Annotated in this window: 19 protein-coding genes; 2 read left to right on the top strand and 17 right to left on the bottom strand. The window is 62.1% G+C overall.

Annotation, left to right across the window (positions count from 1 at the left end; genetic code table 11):
• Positions 1-10 precede the first annotated feature (10 nt).
• The 13 genes from ispG to ACWFSR_RS05240 are packed head-to-tail and all read right to left on the bottom strand — an operon-like array spanning position 11 to position 12,178.
• On the bottom strand, positions 11-1,159 hold the full coding sequence (gene ispG / locus ACWFSR_RS05300; protein ID WP_197110642.1) for a flavodoxin-dependent (E)-4-hydroxy-3-methylbut-2-enyl-diphosphate synthase: 1,149 nt from the start codon (positions 1,157-1,159) through the stop codon (positions 11-13).
• 40 nt (positions 1,160-1,199) lie between these two features.
• Positions 1,200-2,258 carry an alpha/beta fold hydrolase gene (locus ACWFSR_RS05295; protein WP_447523263.1) on the bottom strand — a complete coding sequence of 353 codons (1,059 nt, stop codon included), beginning with the start codon at positions 2,256-2,258 and terminating at the stop codon, positions 1,200-1,202.
• A 45-nt stretch (positions 2,259-2,303) separates the two neighbouring features.
• A complete protein-coding gene (locus ACWFSR_RS05290) occupies positions 2,304-2,945 on the bottom strand; it encodes a CoA transferase subunit B (protein WP_197108877.1) in 642 nt (213 codons plus the stop codon).
• Positions 2,945-3,721, bottom strand: a complete 777-nt coding sequence (locus ACWFSR_RS05285; RefSeq protein ID WP_197108879.1) for a CoA transferase subunit A — start codon at positions 3,719-3,721, stop codon at positions 2,945-2,947. The genes ACWFSR_RS05290 and ACWFSR_RS05285 overlap by 1 nt, the downstream gene beginning before the upstream one ends.
• Positions 3,718-4,626, bottom strand: a complete 909-nt coding sequence (locus tag ACWFSR_RS05280; RefSeq protein WP_447523262.1) for an alpha/beta fold hydrolase — start codon at positions 4,624-4,626, stop codon at positions 3,718-3,720. The genes ACWFSR_RS05285 and ACWFSR_RS05280 overlap by 4 nt, the downstream gene beginning before the upstream one ends.
• The gene (locus ACWFSR_RS05275) at positions 4,623-5,369 is read right to left on the bottom strand and encodes a 3-hydroxybutyrate dehydrogenase (RefSeq protein ID WP_197126501.1); all 747 of its coding nucleotides are present in this window, start codon (positions 5,367-5,369) and stop codon (positions 4,623-4,625) included. The genes ACWFSR_RS05280 and ACWFSR_RS05275 overlap by 4 nt, the downstream gene beginning before the upstream one ends.
• Positions 5,366-6,022, bottom strand: a complete 657-nt coding sequence (locus ACWFSR_RS05270; protein ID WP_197108884.1) for a TetR/AcrR family transcriptional regulator — start codon at positions 6,020-6,022, stop codon at positions 5,366-5,368. Before ACWFSR_RS05270 ends, ACWFSR_RS05275 begins: the two co-directional genes overlap by 4 nt.
• The gene (locus ACWFSR_RS05265) at positions 6,019-7,581 is read right to left on the bottom strand and encodes a class I adenylate-forming enzyme family protein (RefSeq protein ID WP_197108886.1); all 1,563 of its coding nucleotides are present in this window, start codon (positions 7,579-7,581) and stop codon (positions 6,019-6,021) included. Before ACWFSR_RS05265 ends, ACWFSR_RS05270 begins: the two co-directional genes overlap by 4 nt.
• Positions 7,578-8,657: a branched-chain amino acid ABC transporter permease gene (locus ACWFSR_RS05260; RefSeq protein WP_197108887.1), complete on the bottom strand. Its 1,080-nt coding sequence runs from the start codon at positions 8,655-8,657 to the stop codon at positions 7,578-7,580. The genes ACWFSR_RS05265 and ACWFSR_RS05260 overlap by 4 nt, the downstream gene beginning before the upstream one ends.
• Positions 8,654-9,529 carry a branched-chain amino acid ABC transporter permease gene (locus tag ACWFSR_RS05255; RefSeq protein ID WP_197108889.1) on the bottom strand — a complete coding sequence of 292 codons (876 nt, stop codon included), beginning with the start codon at positions 9,527-9,529 and terminating at the stop codon, positions 8,654-8,656. Before ACWFSR_RS05255 ends, ACWFSR_RS05260 begins: the two co-directional genes overlap by 4 nt.
• A complete protein-coding gene (locus tag ACWFSR_RS05250) occupies positions 9,526-10,221 on the bottom strand; it encodes an ABC transporter ATP-binding protein (RefSeq protein WP_197108890.1) in 696 nt (231 codons plus the stop codon). Before ACWFSR_RS05250 ends, ACWFSR_RS05255 begins: the two co-directional genes overlap by 4 nt.
• Entirely contained in the window at positions 10,218-10,973 is a 756-nt protein-coding gene (locus ACWFSR_RS05245; protein ID WP_197108891.1) for an ABC transporter ATP-binding protein, read from the bottom strand. Before ACWFSR_RS05245 ends, ACWFSR_RS05250 begins: the two co-directional genes overlap by 4 nt.
• A 14-nt stretch (positions 10,974-10,987) precedes the next feature.
• Positions 10,988-12,178, bottom strand: coding sequence for a substrate-binding domain-containing protein (locus ACWFSR_RS05240; RefSeq protein WP_197108892.1), 1,191 nt, complete (start codon positions 12,176-12,178; stop codon positions 10,988-10,990).
• A 127-nt stretch (positions 12,179-12,305) separates the two neighbouring features.
• On the opposite strand from ACWFSR_RS05240, the gene ACWFSR_RS05235 reads away from it, so the two are divergent.
• On the top strand, positions 12,306-13,502 hold the full coding sequence (locus ACWFSR_RS05235; protein ID WP_197108893.1) for an acetyl-CoA C-acetyltransferase: 1,197 nt from the start codon (positions 12,306-12,308) through the stop codon (positions 13,500-13,502).
• Between the two features lie 146 nt (positions 13,503-13,648).
• On the opposite strand, the gene ACWFSR_RS05230 is transcribed toward ACWFSR_RS05235, so the two are convergent.
• From ACWFSR_RS05230 to ACWFSR_RS05215, 4 genes are all read right to left on the bottom strand, one after another.
• Complete coding sequence (locus tag ACWFSR_RS05230; protein WP_447523261.1) at positions 13,649-14,977, bottom strand: M50 family metallopeptidase; 1,329 nt, start codon at positions 14,975-14,977, stop codon at positions 13,649-13,651.
• 89 nt (positions 14,978-15,066) lie between these two features.
• Positions 15,067-16,149, bottom strand: a complete 1,083-nt coding sequence (locus tag ACWFSR_RS05225; RefSeq protein WP_447523260.1) for a 1-deoxy-D-xylulose-5-phosphate reductoisomerase — start codon at positions 16,147-16,149, stop codon at positions 15,067-15,069.
• 50 nt (positions 16,150-16,199) lie between these two features.
• The gene (locus tag ACWFSR_RS05220; protein ID WP_447523259.1) at positions 16,200-17,183 is read right to left on the bottom strand and encodes an FKBP-type peptidyl-prolyl cis-trans isomerase; all 984 of its coding nucleotides are present in this window, start codon (positions 17,181-17,183) and stop codon (positions 16,200-16,202) included.
• A 150-nt stretch (positions 17,184-17,333) separates the two neighbouring features.
• Positions 17,334-17,816 (bottom strand): OsmC family protein, encoded by a 483-nt coding sequence (locus ACWFSR_RS05215; RefSeq protein WP_197108925.1) that lies wholly within the window; start codon positions 17,814-17,816, stop codon positions 17,334-17,336.
• A gap of 170 nt (positions 17,817-17,986) precedes the next feature.
• On the opposite strand from ACWFSR_RS05215, the gene ACWFSR_RS05210 reads away from it, so the two are divergent.
• Entirely contained in the window at positions 17,987-18,970 is a 984-nt protein-coding gene (locus ACWFSR_RS05210) for an asparaginase (protein ID WP_197108926.1), read from the top strand.
• The last annotated feature ends 1 nt before the right edge of the window (position 18,971 follow it).

Here is an 18,971-nt window from a genome sequence, read left to right as displayed (position 1 = left end):
GGTAGTGCGCCTACGGGGTGAGAACTTGCGGACTTCCCGTGGCACCGGCAGGCATCTCTGCTGCGATGCGGTTGGCCTCTTCGATCAAAGTCGCCACGATGTCTGCTTCGGGAACAGTCTTGATGACTTCACCCTTCACAAAGATCTGGCCCTTGCCGTTACCACTGGCAACACCGAGGTCAGCTTCGCGAGCTTCACCCGGTCCGTTGACTACGCAACCCATGACGGCGACGCGCAGAGGAACCGTCATGCCCTCGAGGCCCTCAGTGACATCGTTCGCGAGCTTGTAGACATCGACCTGCGCGCGACCACACGAGGGGCACGAGACGATTTCAAGCTTGCGCTCACGTAGGTTGAGCGACTGCAAAATTTGCAGGCCTACCTTGATCTCTTGCACGGGAGGAGCCGACAGCGAGACACGAATCGTGTCTCCGATGCCCTCCGAGAGCAGGATGCCGAACGCCGTAGCGCTCTTGATCGTGCCCTGGAACTCCGGGCCCGCCTCGGTCACACCGAGGTGCAGCGGCCAGTCGCCGCGCTCTGCGAGCATGCGGTACGCCTTGACCATGACGATGGGGTCATTGTGCTTGACCGAAATTTTGAAGTCGTGAAAGTCGTGCTCTTCGAAGAGGCTTGCCTCCCAGACAGCGCTCTCCACGAGCGCTTCTGCGGTGGCCTTGCCGTACTTCTGGAGCAGGCTCGGCTCAAGAGAGCCGGCGTTGATACCAATGCGCAGACTTGTGCCCGCATCCTTGGCAGCCTTAGCAATCTCGCCAACCTTGTCGTCGAACTTGCGAATGTTGCCCGGGTTGACGCGCACGGCGCCTACTCCGGCATCGATCGCCGAGAACACGTAGCGCGGCTGGAAGTGGATGTCGGCAATAACCGGAATCTGGCTTTTCTTCGCGATGATGTGCAGAACATCCGCGTCATCCTGATGAGGCACAGCAACACGCACGATGTCACAACCGGATGCCGTGAGTTCGGCAATCTGCTGCAGCGTCGCGTCAATGTTGGTGGTCTGCGTCGTCGTCATGGACTGGACGCTCACTTGTGACTCGCTGCCGACGCCTACTGAACCGACCTTGATCTGCCGGGTCTTGCGACGGGGAGCGAGGACTTCAGGGACTTTCGGCATTCCGAGATTAATTGCTGGCACTAACCCATCCTAAAGCCGACTCCTGAACATCAGCGGAACGCTAGCGCGCGCCGAGGTGAGCAGTCAGTGCGTCGACGAACTCCTGCGGGCGCTCCAGGTGTGCTGAGTGGCCGCAGTTCTCCCACGCCAACTCGGTGTATTGCCCACCGTTGGCCTGGTACTGGTCGAACACGGCGCGGGTCTGCTCGATCATCGGCTGCGGCGGAGCGACCTCGGCGCCGGGCCAGCCGGGAATCACGCCAAGCTGCCCCAAAAAGTTCAGGTCGAACCCCGAGGCATCCGACACAATCGCGTCTTGCAGGCCGCGCACCCACAAAATGCGCGGCTTGGTGGCAAGTTCGGTAATGCCGCTGACGTTGAAGTGGTCGGGCGTCATGGTGTTGAGCACTCCGCGACCGCCGGGACCAAAGCCGGGCCACGGCTCAACAGCAACCGAGTCACCAGGGTAGTTGTCGTCGCCGGTGGCGGTCGTGAGCATCGACTCGACCCACAGATCTTCGTGCTCGGTGTGGGCTGCGGCATCCGCCACATAGGCCGTACGGAACACCATGCGAGCGGATGTCGGCGAATCGTCGGCCGCATCGCCCGCGTTCAATTGAGCGACGAAGTCGGGGTTCGCTCCCCCGCCGCCCGTGCCAGAGCACTCCGGATTGAGGAGCTCGCCGTTAGCCCCCTTCGTTCCGCCAAAGCCATAGGGCGAGACCGGTGAAACGAACGAGACGGTGTCGACACGGTCAGCGTGGTCGAGCATGAACTGCATGACGACTCCGCCGCCCATGCTCCAGCCGACAAAGCTCGCACGCTCGATGCTGAGCGCGTCGAGCACGGCTGCGATGTCGTCGGAAAAGTCGCGAACGCCGCGGGTGGCATCCACGGGAAGAGTTTCGCTGTCACCGAAGCCGCGCAGGTCAATCGCCACCGCGCGAACACTGCTATCGAGCGCGAGCATCGTCGGCTGCCAGAACAGCGACGACGAGACGTTTCCGTGCACGAACACCACCGTCGAAGTTGCGCTGTCGGATGGGCGCTCGAGAACCGACGCGACAATGCGCGGTGTGGTGACGCTGTGCTGAACGATGCCGTCGAGAAGGGTAGCCATGGTGTGTCCTTTGGTGAGTGGAACTACGGGTAGTGGCGAAATTGTTTAGGAGGCGAGCTCGACGATGAGCTCGGGTTCGGTGGCGGCGCGGACGGTTGCTTCGTCAACGCCGGGAGCGAGTTCGCGAAGAACGAGACCACGGTCGGTCACATCGATCACCGCAAGATCGGTGATGATGCGGTGCACGACACTCCGGCCCGTGAGCGGCAGGGAGCATTCGTTCACGATCTTGGGGCTGCCATCTTTGGCGACATGCTCCATGAGCACGATGACGCGCGCAGCGCCGTGTACGAGGTCCATGGCGCCGCCTGGGCCCTTGATCATCTTGCCGGGAATCATCCAATTGGCGAGATCGCCGGCAACGGACACCTGCATGGCACCGAGGATGGCCGCATCGATTTTGCCGCCGCGGATCATGCCGAAGCTCATAGCGGAGTCAAAGAAGGCGGTGCCCGGGAGGGTCGTGACCGTCTCCTTTCCCGCGTTGATGAGGTCGGGGTCGACGTTCTCTTCGGTCGGGTATGGCCCAACGCCCAAAATGCCGTTCTCCGACTGCAGCACAACCGTGCGGCCCTCAGGAACGTAGTTGGGCACGAGGGTCGGAAGGCCGATACCGAGGTTCACATAGGAGCCGTCGGCCAGTTCGAGCGCGGCACGCGCCGCCATTTCTTCGCGAGTCAAAGCCATTATGCGACCACCTTCTGCACTGTGCGACGTTCGATCCGTTTCTCGACATCGGAGCCAACCTCGATGATCCGCGTGACATACACGCCGGGCAGGTGAACGGCATCCGGTTCTATCTCGCCTGGCTCGACGAGTTCTTCGACCTGGGCGATGCACACGCGGCCCGCCATTGCGGCAAGGGGCGAGAAGTTGCGGGCCGACTTCGCGAAGACGAGGTTGCCGTGACGGTCGCCCTTGAGCGCGTGCACGAGTGAGAAGTCGGTCGTGATCGCTTCTTCGAGCACAAAATCTTTCGCGATGCCGTGGACATCGAACGAGCGCACCTCTTTTTGAGGCGAGGCAATCGCGATGCCGCCCGAACCGTCGTACCGACGCGGCAGGCCGCCCTCGGCAACCTGCGTGCCCACACCCGTCTGAGTGAAGAACGCACCAATACCCGACCCGCCAGCACGAAGCTTTTCGGCAAGAGTGCCCTGGGGAGTCAACTCGACTTCAAGCTCGCCCGTTAAAAACTGGCGCTCGAACTCCTTATTTTCCCCGACATACGACGATGTCATCTTGCGGATGCGGCGGGCAGCCAGCAGAACGCCGAGCCCCCAATCATCCACACCACAGTTATTGCTGACGATGCTGAGGTCATCTGACCCCAGCTCAAGCAACGCCTGAATGAGCACCATCGGATTTCCGCACAGGCCAAATCCGCCAACGGCCAGAGATGCCCCGCTGGGAATATCAGCGATTGCTTCGGCCGCCGACCCCACTGTCTTATCGATGCTCACGCTCGGACCTCCCGCGGTTGATTCGCCAATATTTCAGTCATGACGCCCGCAACACGGTCTGCACCGCGCGGCGTCAAAGTAATCGTGTAGTGATTGACCCCTGGCGCCTCATGAAATGTCACGTGAGGAAGCTCCGACCGCCAGTGGTCGCACTGTTCCGGAGAATACAACGCCGGAACCTGATTGAGAAGACCCCGCGGTGCCCGGATGAAGTGCACCGGCATCGTGAGCCCCTGAAGCCCTGCGAGATAGTCGGTGTCGCCGCTCAGCTGCAGGGCATCGAAACTCACTGCCGCTAGGTTGCTCGCCGGGTGCAACTCGGGGGCGGTTCCCACCAAGTCATAGTCGACATAGTCGCGGATGGCCTCAGTGAAATTATCGGCAAACGCCGGATGCACTCGCCAGAAGTCTTGGTAACTCTCGCGATCGGCGAATGTCATCGACAGCCGATCAACAGCCGGCCCCAGAATCACCTGCGGCAGGTCTTCCATCGACACACCCTCCGGTGCCGGAATCGGCAAACCGCCATCAATCAAGAGGAGGCTGGAGACACGCTCCGGGGACTGCGCCGCCAAGGTTGCCGCGACGAAAGCACCCATCGAATGCCCGACGACGAGCGCGGACGCAGTGCCGGTTGCAGCCAACAGCGCGTTCATGTCCTTGGCGTGCTGCGGCATCCCGAACGGGGCGGGAAGATCACGGCTGGCGCCACGCCCCCGCAGGTCAGGAGCGATCACCCGGTAGTCGAGAAAAGCTGCGGCCACGAGCGGCCACGACATGTGGGAGGCCGTAATGCCGTGGATGAGCAGGATGGTGCCGCGCGGTTCCGACTCGGGCTCCCACACTGCTGCGGCGAGCTCGCCGCCGTCGACCGTGCACGTGATGGTGGTGTGTTGCTCGGTCATCGTGCGCTCCAGCCGCCATCCATCGTGTACGAGGCACCTGTGACCATTCCGGCCGTGTCCCCTGCGAGCCAGAGCACGAGATCGGCGACCTCACTCGGTTCGAGGAGTCGCTTGATCGCGCTCTCGGTGAGCATGACTTTCTCGACAACTTCAGACTCGGGGATGCCGTGCACTGTCGCCTGATCGGCAATCTGCTTTTCGACCAGCGGGGTTCGCACGTAGCCGGGGTTGACGCAATTACTCGTGACACCGTGGGCGCCACCTTCGAGCGCTGTGACCTTGGAGAAGCCCTCAAGCCCGTGCTTCGCGGTGACATACGCCGACTTGTACGGCGAGGCACGGAGGCCGTGCACCGAACTGATGTTGATGATGCGGCCGAATTCACGCTCGTACATCTTCGGCAGAGCAGCCCGAACGAGCAAGAACGGTGCCTTGACCATGAGGTCAAGGATGCGGCTAAACATCACCGGATCGAAGCTCTCGATGGGACTGACGTGTTGGATTCCTGCGTTGTTGACGATGACATCCACATCGAGAGTGAGATCGGCGAGCGCCGCAGTGTCTGTGAGATCGACTTCCCAGACTTCACCGCCAATGCGGTCGGCTTGAGCTTTCGCGGCATCACCATTGAGGTCCGCCACAATGACGTGGGCTCCCGCGCGAGCAAGGGATTCGGTGCACGCGGCACCGATTCCGCTCGCTCCGCCGGTGACGAGGGCTCGACGGCCCGTGAGATCGGTCATTTCTCGACTCCTTCGGTGCGCGGCTCTGGCACAGCCAAAGCGCGGCGGATAAACGTAATCATTTGATCGAGAACTTCATCGGGCACGCGCGAGGTGCCGCTCGCGGTCGGGTCAGCATCGTGGCCGGCGTCGGGCGAATCGCCCCACAGCACCCAGCGCATCCCGATCATTTCGCCGATTCCCATGAGGGCCCACGCGGCGACCGTCGGGTCGATGTCACCGATTTCGCCGAGCAGTTGAGCTTCTTTGAGGCCCTCGATGTAGCCGTCGACGATGCGGGAATAGTGCAGGCGCAGCGACTTGGGCGACACAAATTCGGCCTCGCGCACGACACGGTAAAGGGCGGGGTGTTCGGCGGTGAATTCAAAGAAGGCCCTGAATCCAGCACGTTCTGATTCGATGCGGTTGGATGCCGCCCCCGACGCTTCGCTCATGGCACGACGAACGCGGCGGTTGAGATCCTCAACGAGCTCTTCGAAGATTTCGAGCTTGCTCGCGAAGTAGAGATAGAAAGTGCCCTGGCCTACGCCGGCCTCTTCCGTAATGCGCACGACAGAGGCATCCGTGTAGCCATAGCGGGCAAAGATTGTTTCGGCAGCCTCGATCAGTTTCGTCTTAGTGCGAGTGCCGCGAGCGGTAAGGGGTGTGCTCATGAACTGATCCGTCCGTGTTGTAAGGGCTGTTCTGTCCATTGCTCCAGCAGCACCCGGCGGCGAACTTTGTCGCTGGATGACCGAGGAATACGGTCAACGAAGATGACCCGTTTGGGAACTTTGAACTTGGCGAGACTTGCCCGCGCAAACTCAAGAACGTCGGTCTCGTCGGTCGATGCTCCTGATCGCACGACAACCCAGGCGATAGCGACTTCGCCCCACGTCTCGTCGGGAACCCCAACGACAGCGACGTCGGCGATTGCCGGATGCCCGAAGAGCACCCCTTCGATCTCGGCGGGCGCTACGGACTCTCCCCCGGTGATGAAGATGTCTTTGAGGCGGTCGAGAACGCGATAGTAGCCTTCCGCGTCACGACTGACGAGATCGCCGGTTGCCAGCCAACCATCACGCAGAGCAAGCGCGGTGGCTTCGGGAGAACGAAAGTAGCCGCTGAAGACTCCGGGCCCGTGCACGAGCAACTCGCCCTGGCCTGCGCCCTCGATGCGTTCCCCCGTGACGGGGTCGGCGATGTCGACATCCACGTGAGGGTAGGGCTTGCCCGCTGAGCCGATGCGGGTGCGTGCTTCTTCATCGGGCAGGCACAACACGTTGGGTGCCGCTTCGGTGAGGCCGTAGCCCTGTGTGAGAGCGACGCCGCGGCTGTGCCAGACCCGCAAGAGCGGTTCGGGCATCGGCGCTCCCCCGACAATGGCGTGTTCGAGGCTCGAGAGGTCGCTGGAGGCGAAGCGCGGATGCTGCGACAAGATCAAGTAGTTCGCAGGCACGCCCATCATCGTGGTGATGCGACGGTCGGCGATGAGCTGCAGCACGCGGGCCGGATCAAAGGTGCGCTCGAGCACGACGGTCGCGCCCATCCACCAGGCCAGCAGCGGCTGAATGTTCCAACCACCGACGTGGTACTGCGGCATGACCGCGAGCACGGTGTCGGCGCTCGTGATCTCGGCGGTGCGCGAGAGCGAGAGGTTGGTCCAGAAGCAATTGGCGTGAGTAAGGATCGCGCCCTTGGCCTGGTCGAGCGTTCCCGAGGTGAAGATGATGAGCAGCGCATCGTCGTCGCGCACGGGGCGACGCACGGGCTCGCCGCTCGCGTGCTGGAGCGGGGCGACCATGTCGCGTTCAATACCGTGAGTGCCGAGGATGCCGCGAGCAATCGGCACGATAAGACGATCAGTGGCGAGAGTGGCCAGGGTTGCAAATTCGTCCTCAACGAGCAGCAGTGCGGGGTCTGCCTGTTCCAGTTGCTGGGCGATCTCTCGCGGCGACAGTCGCCACGAGAGCGGCACGAGCACGAGTCCTGCTTTGGCGCAGGCGAAGAACACGACAACGTGGTCCGAGCTATTGCCCGTGATGGTGGCGATGCGATCGCCGACACCGTAGCCGCCATCGAGGAAGGCTTCGGCGAGCGCCGTGGCACGGTCATCCAATTGGCGGTAGGTCAGTACGACGCCGCGGTCATCGACAGCAACACGGTCTGGGGTGGCGAGCGCGCGGTCAGCGGTCCACCGCCCTAGCGTGTGGAGCCCTTCAGACTGGGTCATTCCGCCTCCTCAAGCAGCTTGCGCTCTGACGGCGTGGCAGAGGTGCCTGTGGAGAGGCGCTGCACCGCACCGGCGATTCCTCCGGGAAGGAACAACACCACAAGGATAAACAGGGTGCCGAGGATAAAGAGCGGTTCGGAGAGAGGAATGCGCAAAATCGCGGGAAGCCCATCGATGGCATCCGAACTTGCGAGCGCTGTGAGCCGCTGGTCAAGCAGCGTGTAGATGATGCCACCAACGATCGCACCCCAGCGCGAGCCGACACCTCCGAGCACCACAATCACGAGGATCGTGAGCGTGAAGTCGGCCGAGGTTGCCCGCGGTGTTGTGCCGCTCTGCAGCAGCAAGTGCACCATCCCCACGAGCGAGGCCAACACGGAGGCGATGACAAACGCCATGAGCTTCACGCCGAAGGGGCGAAGGCCAAGCACTCGCACGCGCAGCTCGTTTTCGCGGGTTGCCGTCACTGCATGACCGGCACGAGAGTTTTCGAACCACGCGACAATCACGAACACGACGACGAGCAGTGCGAGTGAGAGCCAGTACAGGTTGCGGGTGTTGATCACTCCGATGAAGAAATCAGGGATGTGCTCGGTGTCGAGCCGCAGGCCTTCTTCGCCACCCGTGATGCCGGGGTTGCGTCGCACAAGCACGTTGCCGGCTTGAGCGAAAGCGAGCGTGACCATTGCAAAGGAAATCCCCGTGACTCGAAGGCTCAGCGAGCCCAGAAGATACGCGGCGGCAATGACAACCGCGAGAGTGAGACCGAGAGCGGGAATCAGCGTCAACTCGGTCTGCTGCAGCACGATGCCGAGACCATAGGCCCCGAGAGCGAAGTACAGCGCGTGGCCGAAGGACAGCATCCCGGCAGTGCCAAACAGCAAGTGGTAACTGAGCGCCAGCGATGCAAAGAGCAAAGCGAGCGCGAGCAGTTGCAGCGTGCCGGGTGTGTAGGTGGCGCCCGGCAGCACGCCGGGGATCGAGAGGTTGAGCAGTGGCAGCAGGGCGGCTACAACGACGAGAACGCCACCAACGATCCACCAGGTGCGCTGACTCAGGTGTGCGAGCGACTTCATGCTTTCTTCCCCAAGATTCCGGTTGGGCGCACCAACAAGACGACGGCGAGCAGGAGAACGACCATGAGGTCACCTGTTCCACCCCAGAAATAGTTCGCAAACTGCTGCAGGACGGCGACCACCACCGACGCGATAGCGGCGCCAGCGAGTGAGCCCAGACCACCGATCACGGTGACGATGAACGCAAAGATCAGTAGCGATCCGCCGAGCTGGGGCGAAACGTAGCCGAAGTAGTGCGAGGCGAGGACGCCGCCCAAACCGGCGGCAGCGCCACCGATCGCGAACACGACCGTGAAGGCCTTGCGCACATCGATACCGAGTGCAGTCACCATGGACCGATTCTCAACACCGGCCCGAATGATGAGGCCGAAGCGGGTGTAGCGCAGGAACGCAACGATTCCGAGCAGTACCAGGACTGCCGCACCGATCATCAAGAAGCGATCGTTGGGAACGCGTGCCCCTAAAATTTCGGTGGTCTGCGACAGCCACGGGGGTGCTGTCACGTAGATCGGATCGGTGCCCCAGATGCCCTCGAACAGAGCAACCGTCGCGAGCGCCAATCCGACCGTCACGAGCACTTGCTCGATATGCCGGTTGTAGAGGCGTCGGATGAGCAGAAACTCCGTCGCGGCAGCAACAGCAGCGCCGACGACCATTCCGAGCAGCATCGAGGCGATGAGGGTGCCCCAGCTTTCGCCGCCCATCCGTCTCGATAGCTCCCAGCCAGCGAAGGCACCGAGAGTCAGGAACGAGCCGTGCGCAAAGTTCAGCACGCCCATGAGGCCGTAAATCAGCGAGAGACCGGATGCGACCAAGAAGTAGAGCGCACCGAGGCCGAGTCCTGTGATGAGCAGGAGAATTATGGTGCTCACGCGACCCCCAACAATTCTTTCGTGAGGGCTTCGTTGCCCAAGAGTTCTTCGGCGCTGCCGTCGTAAACCACGCGACCGCCTTCGAGCACGATGGCCTTCTCGGCGAGCATCCGCACGACCTGCAAGTTTTGTTCGACCAGGAGCACCGGCACGGTTTGAGCGGCACGCTCGAGTGCTTTCGCGACATCCATCACGATGAGCGGGGCGAGGCCCTTGGTCGGTTCATCGACGAGCAGCACTCGGTTGTCGTTCACGAGCGCTCGTGCCAGTGACACCATCTGCTGTTGACCACCCGAGAGGGTGCCGGCAAGCTGACCGGCCCGCGCAATGAGGTCCGGAAAAAGTTCTTCAATGAGCTGGCGGTTCGGCGTGGAATCGCGCTCTGCCAGCCGAAGGTTTTCGTTCACGGTGAGCGAGGCAAAAACTTCGCGGTCTTCGGGAACATAACCAACACCCCGCTGCACGATGCGGTGAGTCGGTTCGCGATCAACACGCTCCCCCGCAATTGTCACGTCACCCGAGCGCTCGATGAGGCCCATGATCGCTCGCAGAGTGCTCGTCTTACCGACACCATTGCGGCCGAGAAGCGCCGTCACACCGACGGGGAGCATCTCAAAGCTCACATCCTCGACAACTTGCTGACCCTCAATGTTGGCGTTCAAACCAGCAACCGTCAGAATCGATTCGGTCATAGTGGAGCCCCCAAATAGGCCTTCTGCACCGCTTCGTCTGCCATGACGGCATCCGGGGTGTCACACGCGAGCAAACTGCCATGGTGCATCACTGCCACCCGGTCGACCAGGCCAAGGACGACATCCATGTGATGTTCGACCATCAGCACGGTGCGACCCGACTGGTGAACCTGGCGAATAACTTCGGTGAGCCCGGCAACGTCGCCAGAAGCAACACCGGCCATCGGCTCGTCGAGCAGGATGACGCTGGGATCGGTGGCCAGCAACATGGCGATTTCGAGCTTGCGCTTGTCACCGTGGGAGAGCACCCCCGCCTCCGTAGCGGCGTGGTGGCTGAGCCCGACCTCGTCGAGGCGAGCTCGAGCAATTGTGGTCGCTTTGTCGTGCGAGCGCGGGAAGCGAAGCACCGAGGTGGCACCGCCCAGTTTCACTTGAGCGGCGAGACGCACGTTCTCCAGCGCACTGAGCGCCGGGAAGAGGCTGGATGTTTGAAAGGTTCTGCCGAGCCCAGCCCGGGCCCGCGCATCAATGGTCTGATTCGTGACATCGCGCCCCTCGAGGGTGACTGTTCCCGTTGTCGGAGTCATCACTCCCGAGATGAGGTTGAAGAGCGTCGTTTTTCCGGCCCCATTCGGGCCGATCACGCCGAGCATCTCACCCTGGGCGATCGAGAGAGACACGTCATCGATGATGACGGCTCCCCCGATCGTGAGGGCAAGGTGCTCGACCGTGAGCACGGGCTGGTTCGACATAGTTCGCTAGGTACTTACTCTGCGATGGGCGGGGTTACGGCGTCAGCATCAACGGCCGTGACGAGCTCAGGAATCCACGAGTCGCCATCAGCAACAAGCGAAACCTGGAACATCGGCTGGATCATCGCGTGGTCTTCAGCGCGAACCGTGATCGATCCCTTGACGGAATCGAAGGTCCAGCCTTCGAGCGCGGCGATCATGGCGTCAACATCGTCGCCACCTTCGCGCACTGCCTGAACAACCATCTGAGCGGCAACGAAGCCGTCTGGCGAGAACAGGTCGGCTTGCTTACCCTCTGCTTCGAGGTAGCTGACCATGGCGCTGTTGGCATCATTGTCAGTTGCTCCCGCAAAGTAGTGGTTGAGGAAGCTGATCTTGTCGCTCGCGGCACCGTAAGCGCCATAGGTCGAGATGTCACCAAGACCGGTTGCGACAGGAACGCTGTCAAACACACCCTGCTGGCTGAGGGCCTCCCACATCGCACCCGAGGTTGCACCGGCCCACGCCACGAACACGAGGTCAGGCTGCGCATCAACGATCTGCTGGGCAAACGGGGTGAACTCAGTAGCATCTTCGGGAACGAGCAGGCTCGTCACGTCAGCACCCTGGCCGCCAAGAACGGCGGTTGCTGCGGCAACGTTGCCCTGACCGAATGCAGTGTCCTGACCGAAGACCAGAACAGACTGGCCTGCCGGGTCACCGATGAAGGTACCGGCGGTTGCGACGTCTTGGTAGCTCTGACGACCCGAGCGGAACGTGTACTCGTTCACGCCGGTGATGCCGTCAGCCGCTGCCGGTCCTGAGATGTAGAGAACCTTGTTTTGCTCGGCCTGCTCAGCAAGCGCGAGCGCGATTCCGGAGGAAACCGTGCCGATGATGATCTTCTGGCCTTGGCCAATCACATCTTTCGCTGCCGTGACCGCCTTGTCGGCGTCGCCAGCGTCATCCGTGATTTCGATGTTCAGCTCACGACCATCAACGGCGCCTGTGCCGTCGGTGGCGTAGTCGAGCCCAGCGTCGAAGCCAGCGAGGTAGGCCTCACCGTAGGCCGCGAGGGGGCCGGTCTGGGAAGTGATGATTGAAATGTCGACGGGGGCGAGCTCGTCGCCGCCACTTCCGCCGTCAACACTCGGGGCACAGCCCGCCAGTGTGAGTGCAACCGTCGCAATTAACGCCGGAGCGAGGTACTTTTTACTGACCCGCATGATGGGACCTTTCCTGCTGCCTTAGGAGGATTGTGATCTGAACCTGAGACCCGGTTCAGGTTTCATGTAGCCTATGGTTGCGCAACCGCGCTGTCAACAACGGCGCCCAAACAAAGGAGTTTGCACAGTGGCCAACACCCCCGCACCCAACGACGTAGTGATCCTTTCCGCCACACGCACCCCACAAGGGAAACTGCGCGGACAGCTCGCTTCGCTCACCGCCGTCGAGCTAGGCGCCATCGCACTTCGGGCCGCCGTTGAACGCTCCGGCGTGGATGTCGACTCCATCGATCAAGTGATCTTCGGTCAAGTGATCCAGGCCGGCGCTGGCCAAAACCCAGCCCGCCAGACCTCCATCGCGGCAGGCCTCGCTTGGAAGACCCCGGCCGTCACCGTCAACAAGGTCTGCCTGTCAGGGCTCGCCGCCATTGTGGATGCTGCGCGCCTCATCCGTCTCGGAGAAGCCAACGTAGTGGCCGCCGGTGGCCAAGAGTCAATGACCAATGCCCCTCACGTGCTCCCCGGGTCGCGCATGGGCTGGGCGTACGGAACCGTGTCAGCACTCGACACCGCAGCGCACGACGCCCTCACCGACGCGTTTGATGCTGAATCGATGGGCGCAAGCACCGAACGCCACAACGGACGCCTCGAGATCGGTCGCACCGAACAGGACGAGATCGCTGCCGCCTCGCACCAGCGAGCAGCCGCCGCGATTGAGGCCGGAGTATTTGCCGACGAAATCGTGCCCGTCACTATCCCCCAACGCAAGGGCGACGACCTCGTTCTGGACACGGATGAGGGCGTACGCGCCAACACCACTGTCGACACTTTGGCGGGGTTGCGCCCCGCCTTCGATCCCGAGGGCACCATCACCGCGGGCAACTCGTCGCCGCTGAGCGATGGCGCTTCTGCCGTGATTCTGGCCAGCCGCGCGTGGGCCGAAGAACACAATCTGCCGTGGCTTGCGGTGCTCGACCGCTCGGGTCACGTCGCTGGCCCCGATAACTCATTGCACTCGCAGCCCGCTCGCGCGATCGCGGCAGCGCTCGATAACGCGGGTTGGACGGCCGACGACCTCGACTTCGCCGAAATCAACGAAGCCTTTGCCGCGGTAAGCCTGCGTTCAACCGCCGAGCTCGGGTTGAGCCACGACATCGTGAACATCCACGGCGGCGCAATCGCGATCGGCCACCCGGTCGGAGCATCCGGTGCTCGCCTCGTCGTACATGCCGCGCACGAGCTGGCACGCCGCGGCTCAGGCCGCGCTGCCGTTGCGCTCTGCGGTGGCGGCGGTCAGGGCGACGCCCTGCTGCTCACGCGCTAGTACAGCGTCGGTGCGGTCGCTGCGGTCTCGTTCACGTGAACGAGACCGCAGCGCCCACCAGAGGTACCCGCTCTGCTAGAACGGCCTGTGCTGCCAGACGGCCAGCTCAGCTAGAACGGCCCGCTCTGTTAGAACGGCCCGCTCTGTTAGAACGGCGAAATCGGCTTCACAATGTCGGCGTACACCAGCAGCAACGTCATGATGCCCAGCAGCACGACAACCACGAGAGTCAGCGGCACAAACTTGGCGGTGTCGAGCGGACCAGGATCAGGCTTGCCGAACAGTTTCGCGAAGAAGCGACGAATGCCTTCGAAGAGTGCGCCCGCAACGTGTCCGCCGTCAAGAGGCAGCAACGGCACCAGGTTGAACACGAAGAGTGCAACGTTAAGCGAGCCCACCAAGCTGATGAGGTAAGCAGCACGGTCGGTGACCGTCGCCGCTTCCAAACTCGTTGCCTCTCCAGCAATACGACCGACACCGACGAGGCCGATCGGGCCATTCGGGTCGCGCTCTTCGGGGCCGAACGCTGCATTGACCACGTCAATCATGCGCTGCGGGAGTGTCAGCACAACCTTGGCCACGGCAACCACGTTGTCTCCCACTGCGGGCAACACAGCGGTCACCGGCTGCTGAACCGTCTCTGCGGCCGGGCCAATTCCTAAGAAGCCGTACTCCTCGGTCTGCGCTTCGCCCTCATCGTTCTCTACGATCTGACCGCTGTCGTCATACACGTATCGTTCCGCGAGCAGAGGCTCAGCAGTGAGGGTGACTTCTGCTCCGGCACGCTCGACCACGATCGTGAGTTGATCCCCCGCGGCGGCGCGAATGTGCTCGGTAATCTGCTCCCAGGTCTCGATGGGCTCACCGTCCATCGAGACAATGCGATCGTCAGGTTGGATGCCGGCAGCAAGAGCAGGGGCAGCTGGGTCGCTATCGGTACAGGCGTCGCGGTCGGCTGAGGCCGGGATCACACACTCCGAGACGCTACTGATGGTCGTCGAGGCCTGAGCTGTTCCAAAACCCATCAACAGAATCGCAAACATGACGATCGCGATGAGGAGGTTCATGAACGGACCACCGAGCATGATGATGATGCGCTTGAACACCGGGAGTTTGTAGAACGCCCGCGACTCATCGACATCGGTGAGCGTATCGGCGCTGGACTCCCGGGCATCCTGCACGAGAGTTTGGAAGACACTCGTCGTGGAACTGCGTGAATTGTCGTGTGATTTGCCGGGTGGGAACATGCCCGCCATGGAGATATATCCGCCGAGTGGAATGGCCTTGAGACCGTACTCAGTCTCACCGCGCTTGCGGGAGAAAAGAGTCGGGCCGAACCCGATCATGTACTGACTCACGCGCACGCCGAAGAGCTTCGCCGGCACCAAATGACCAATTTCATGCAGGCCAATAGAGATAGCAAGCCCGACAACAAGAATCAGGACACCAAGAATGTACAAGAGCGCGTTTTCCACTCGCTAAGAATAGTCACGAGCACCGACGCCCGCCTGTACTCGTGCTGTGGAAGCCCCAGAACAACCCCGCTTGGGGGGCGAATACCGCGCTAGGAGCGGGTCGCTACGACCGCGTCCGCTGCCTGTCGTGCCCACGACTCGGCAGCCGCGAGCGCCTCGAGAGTGAGCTCGGTTGCTTCGTGGCTCTGCACAACCTGCTCAACGACATCCAAAATATCGAGGTAGCTGATTGCGCCGGCGTGGAACGCGAGCACCGCTTGCTCGTTCGCGGCGTTGAACACAGCCGGGAACGTGAGGCCTGCGGCGCCAACGGCCTTTGCCATTTCGACAGCCGGGAACACCTCGTTGTCGAGTGGTTCGAAGTTCCACGTGCTCGTCGTCGTCCAGTCGAGTGGCGCTCCAACACCGGCAACTCGTTCCGGCCACGCCAAACCAAGAGAAATCGGCAACCGCATATCGGGAGGACTCGCCTGAGCGATCGTCGAGCCATCAACAAACTCAACCATCGAATGCACAATGGACTGCGGATGCACGGTGACCGCGATGCGGTCATAGGGCACGCCGAACAACAAGTGCGCCTCGATCACTTCGAGACCCTTGTTCACGAGCGTCGACGAGTTCGTCGTCACCACTAGACCCATATCCCACGTGGGGTGGGCGAGCGCTTCGCGCGGAGTCACGTTCTGGAGCGACTCCCGGGTACGACCACGGAAAGGACCGCCGGATGCCGTGAGCACCAGGCGCCGCACCTCTGAGCTTTCGCCCGAGCGCAACGCTTGAGCGATCGCCGAGTGCTCCGAGTCGACAGGAACAATTTGGCCGGGTTTCGCCCGCGACATGACGAGCTCACCGCCGACGATGAGGCTCTCTTTGTTGGCGAGGGCCAGCGTGGCACCGGATTCGAGCGCCGCGAGCGTTGGCCCGAGGCCCACAGAACCGGTGATGCCGTTCACGACGACATCGGCAGGGACATCCCGCACGAGCTGGGCGGCCTGTTCGGCACCGAAAGCGATGTGTTTCACTCCGAAGCGTGCCGCCTGCTCTTCGACGAGCGTGCGGTTAGTGCCTGCCGCCAGACCGACGACCTCGAATCGATCACGGTTTGCCTCAATAACTTCGAGGGTTTGCGTGCCGATCGAGCCCGTCGATCCGAGCAGAATTATCTTGCGCATCCCGCTACTTTAGTTTGCTCGCACAAATGTGCGCCAATATTGAAGCGGAATTAGCCGAGACCGAGGATGTCAACGACAAACACGATCGTGTCGGTGCCCGCAATACCTGCGCTCTCATTGCCTGCTTCGCCGTAGCCTTCGCTTGGCGGAAGAACAGCGATGATCTGCGATCCGACTTGCTGACCTTCGAGTGCAGTCTTGAACCCGCTGACAACCTGGCCAGTGTTGAACGTGGAAGGTTCACCGCGAGCCCAGCTCTCATCAAAGATTTCGCCCGTAGTCCAGTTCATGCCCACATAGTGGACCACGACATCCGAGTTCTCTTCGACGGTCTCGCCAGCGCCCTGCTTGAGCACAGCAACCTCGAGCTCGGCGGGCGGGTCAGTGTCGGGGATGGTGATCGTCGGGCGACCGTCGTCATCGAGCTCGACAGCCGGGAATCCGTCTACGGCCGGCTGGTCTTCGCCATCGGCACGCGGAAGAGCAGGCTCAGCGGGCTCGTCGACGGAAATGACATCAACAACGAAAACGATGTCGTCATCTGCGCCGACTCCGAGCGATTCGCGGCTGGCGTCATCGGCAAAGGACTCCTCGGGAGGAATAACACCGACGAGGCGTGAGCCAGCGGTGGAACACTCAATGGTCTTGACGATTCCGACCAAGAACTGCTCGGCGTCCACGGGGAAGGGGGTGAGACCTGCCTCGTCGTACGTTGTGGCGGAGAGTTCTTCCCCGGTCGTGCCGCTGTACAGCGAGAACTGAACGTTCGCGGTCGATGCTTCAACCGCGAGCAGATCGCCGTCACCGGCAATAGCAACCGTGCGCTCAGTCTCTGAGACGTTGGTCGGGAAGTCGATCGTGACCTCAGGTTTTGCGCCAAAGTCGCCGCTGACCTCAACGGCATCCGAAGCGGAGCCGGATGACGTCGGAACGCAATCACCAGATCCCTCTGCCGTCGTGGAATCTGCGGGAGAACACGCCGCAAGCGACGCCACAACGCCGATGGTCAACAGAAATGGAATCGCTTTACGCACAAGAACCCTTCACAACACGAACACGGAGCACCAATCCTGCCCCACCGCGGCTGTACAAAGCGTGTGGAATCGCCGCCGAAACCTCGACAGTTCGCCCTGTAGTCGCTATGACAGACGCTGCGGCGCTCCTGAAACCGGCGCGCACCGCCGCTACTCCCCCGCTGGGGCCTCCACAATGATGCGGGGCTGGTGCAGCACGGGGAAGTTGACGGATGAGGCAATGAAGCATTTCTGGCTTGCTTCAGCGTGAGCATCCATGGCATCTTCCACACTGCCGGCCGCAATCGTGACAACGGGTCGCAGGGTGACCGACGTGAAATGCCCGCCACCGTTATCCGTCTGCTTCATCGTGCCTGAAACCTCGTCGTGATAGGCCGTGACGACGATGCCGCGACTCACGGCAACGTGCAGGTAGCTCAGCATGTGGCACTGGCTGAGCGCCGCAATGAGCAATTCCTCGGGATTCCAGCGATCCGCCGATCCGTGAAAGACGCGAGCGCTCGAGCCATCAATCGGATGCTTGCCCACTGCTGTGATCTCGTTGTGGCGAGAGTAACCACGGTAGCTCGTGGTGCCCTCACCCAAGTTTCCCGACCATTCCAAGCGCACTTCAAAATTGTGGTCGATGTTCATCAGAACCTCCTTGGCCAGCTTCAGCAGCCAGCATCGGCGAACGCGTTGGGCGATCGGGCAAAACTTCTCTCGCCATCACGCTAGCGGTCAACGCTGGGAGTGAGCGAAACCGTTCCCCATCATGAAGGCTGCCGCGCCCACACGCGCTCTCGCGGCGATAACGTAGGAGAGTGAACTCCCCCTCGACAACTGCCGCTGCCGCTCTCACCGTTAACGACACCGTTCAACTCGCCGTACTCGAACGCTCGGGCATGATCGAGTCACGCCATTTGGGTGCCGCTGTAGTGCTCTCCCCCGACGGCACTGAGCGACGACGCCTCGGCAACCCCGACGCTCTCATCTACCCGCGTTCGACTCTCAAGCCCATGCAGGCGATCACTGTGCTTCGTGCGGGCGTCACTCTCACCGACGAACAGCTCGTGCTAGCGAGCGCCAGCCACACCGGCAGCCAACGTCACCAAGATGTCGTGGCTTCGACTCTGGCCGCATACGGTCTTACCGAAGACGACCTGCGCTGCCCACCCGACTGGCCAGCCGACTCCGAAACCCGACGCGCCTCCGACGCTCCCCGTCGCCTCGCGATGAACTGTTCAGGCAAGCACGCGAGCTTCTTGGCGGCCTGCGTCGTGAATGAGTGGCCGCTAGAAAGTTACCTCGAGCACGAGCATCCGCTGCAGGAGCGCATTCGGCAGACGGTGATTGAGTTCACGGGTCAGCCGCTTGCCCATGAGGGAACGGATGGATGCGGGGCTCCCGTCTTTGCCATGAGCCTCGTCTCACTGGCCACCGCCATTCAGCGCGTGGTTACCGCCACGTCAGACACCGATCCGAACGCCGCCGCCCTCGTGAGCGCCATTCGGGCCAACGCGTGGGGACTCGACATGCCCCAGGTTGCCGAGGCGATGGACACCCTCGGGATTATCGCGAAACGCGGGGCCGAGGGCGTGCTCATTGCCGCTGCCCCCGACGGCACCACGGTGACCCTCAAGATTCTTGACGGATCGATCCGACCGCTGCTTCCCGTCGGGCTTTCGCTGTTGGCCGAAGCTGGCGCGCTCGATGCGGATGCTGTGGCTGGTGTACTGGCAGCCACGACCGAGCAGGTGCTCGGCCGTGGACTACCCGTTGGCGAACTCCGTTTCGAGCTCGCCTAGA

This window comes from Salinibacterium sp. NYA9b (assembly GCF_976973725.1).
The sequence above is the reverse complement of the archived record's forward strand: the minus strand, read 5'-3'. Positions and strand labels throughout refer to the sequence as shown.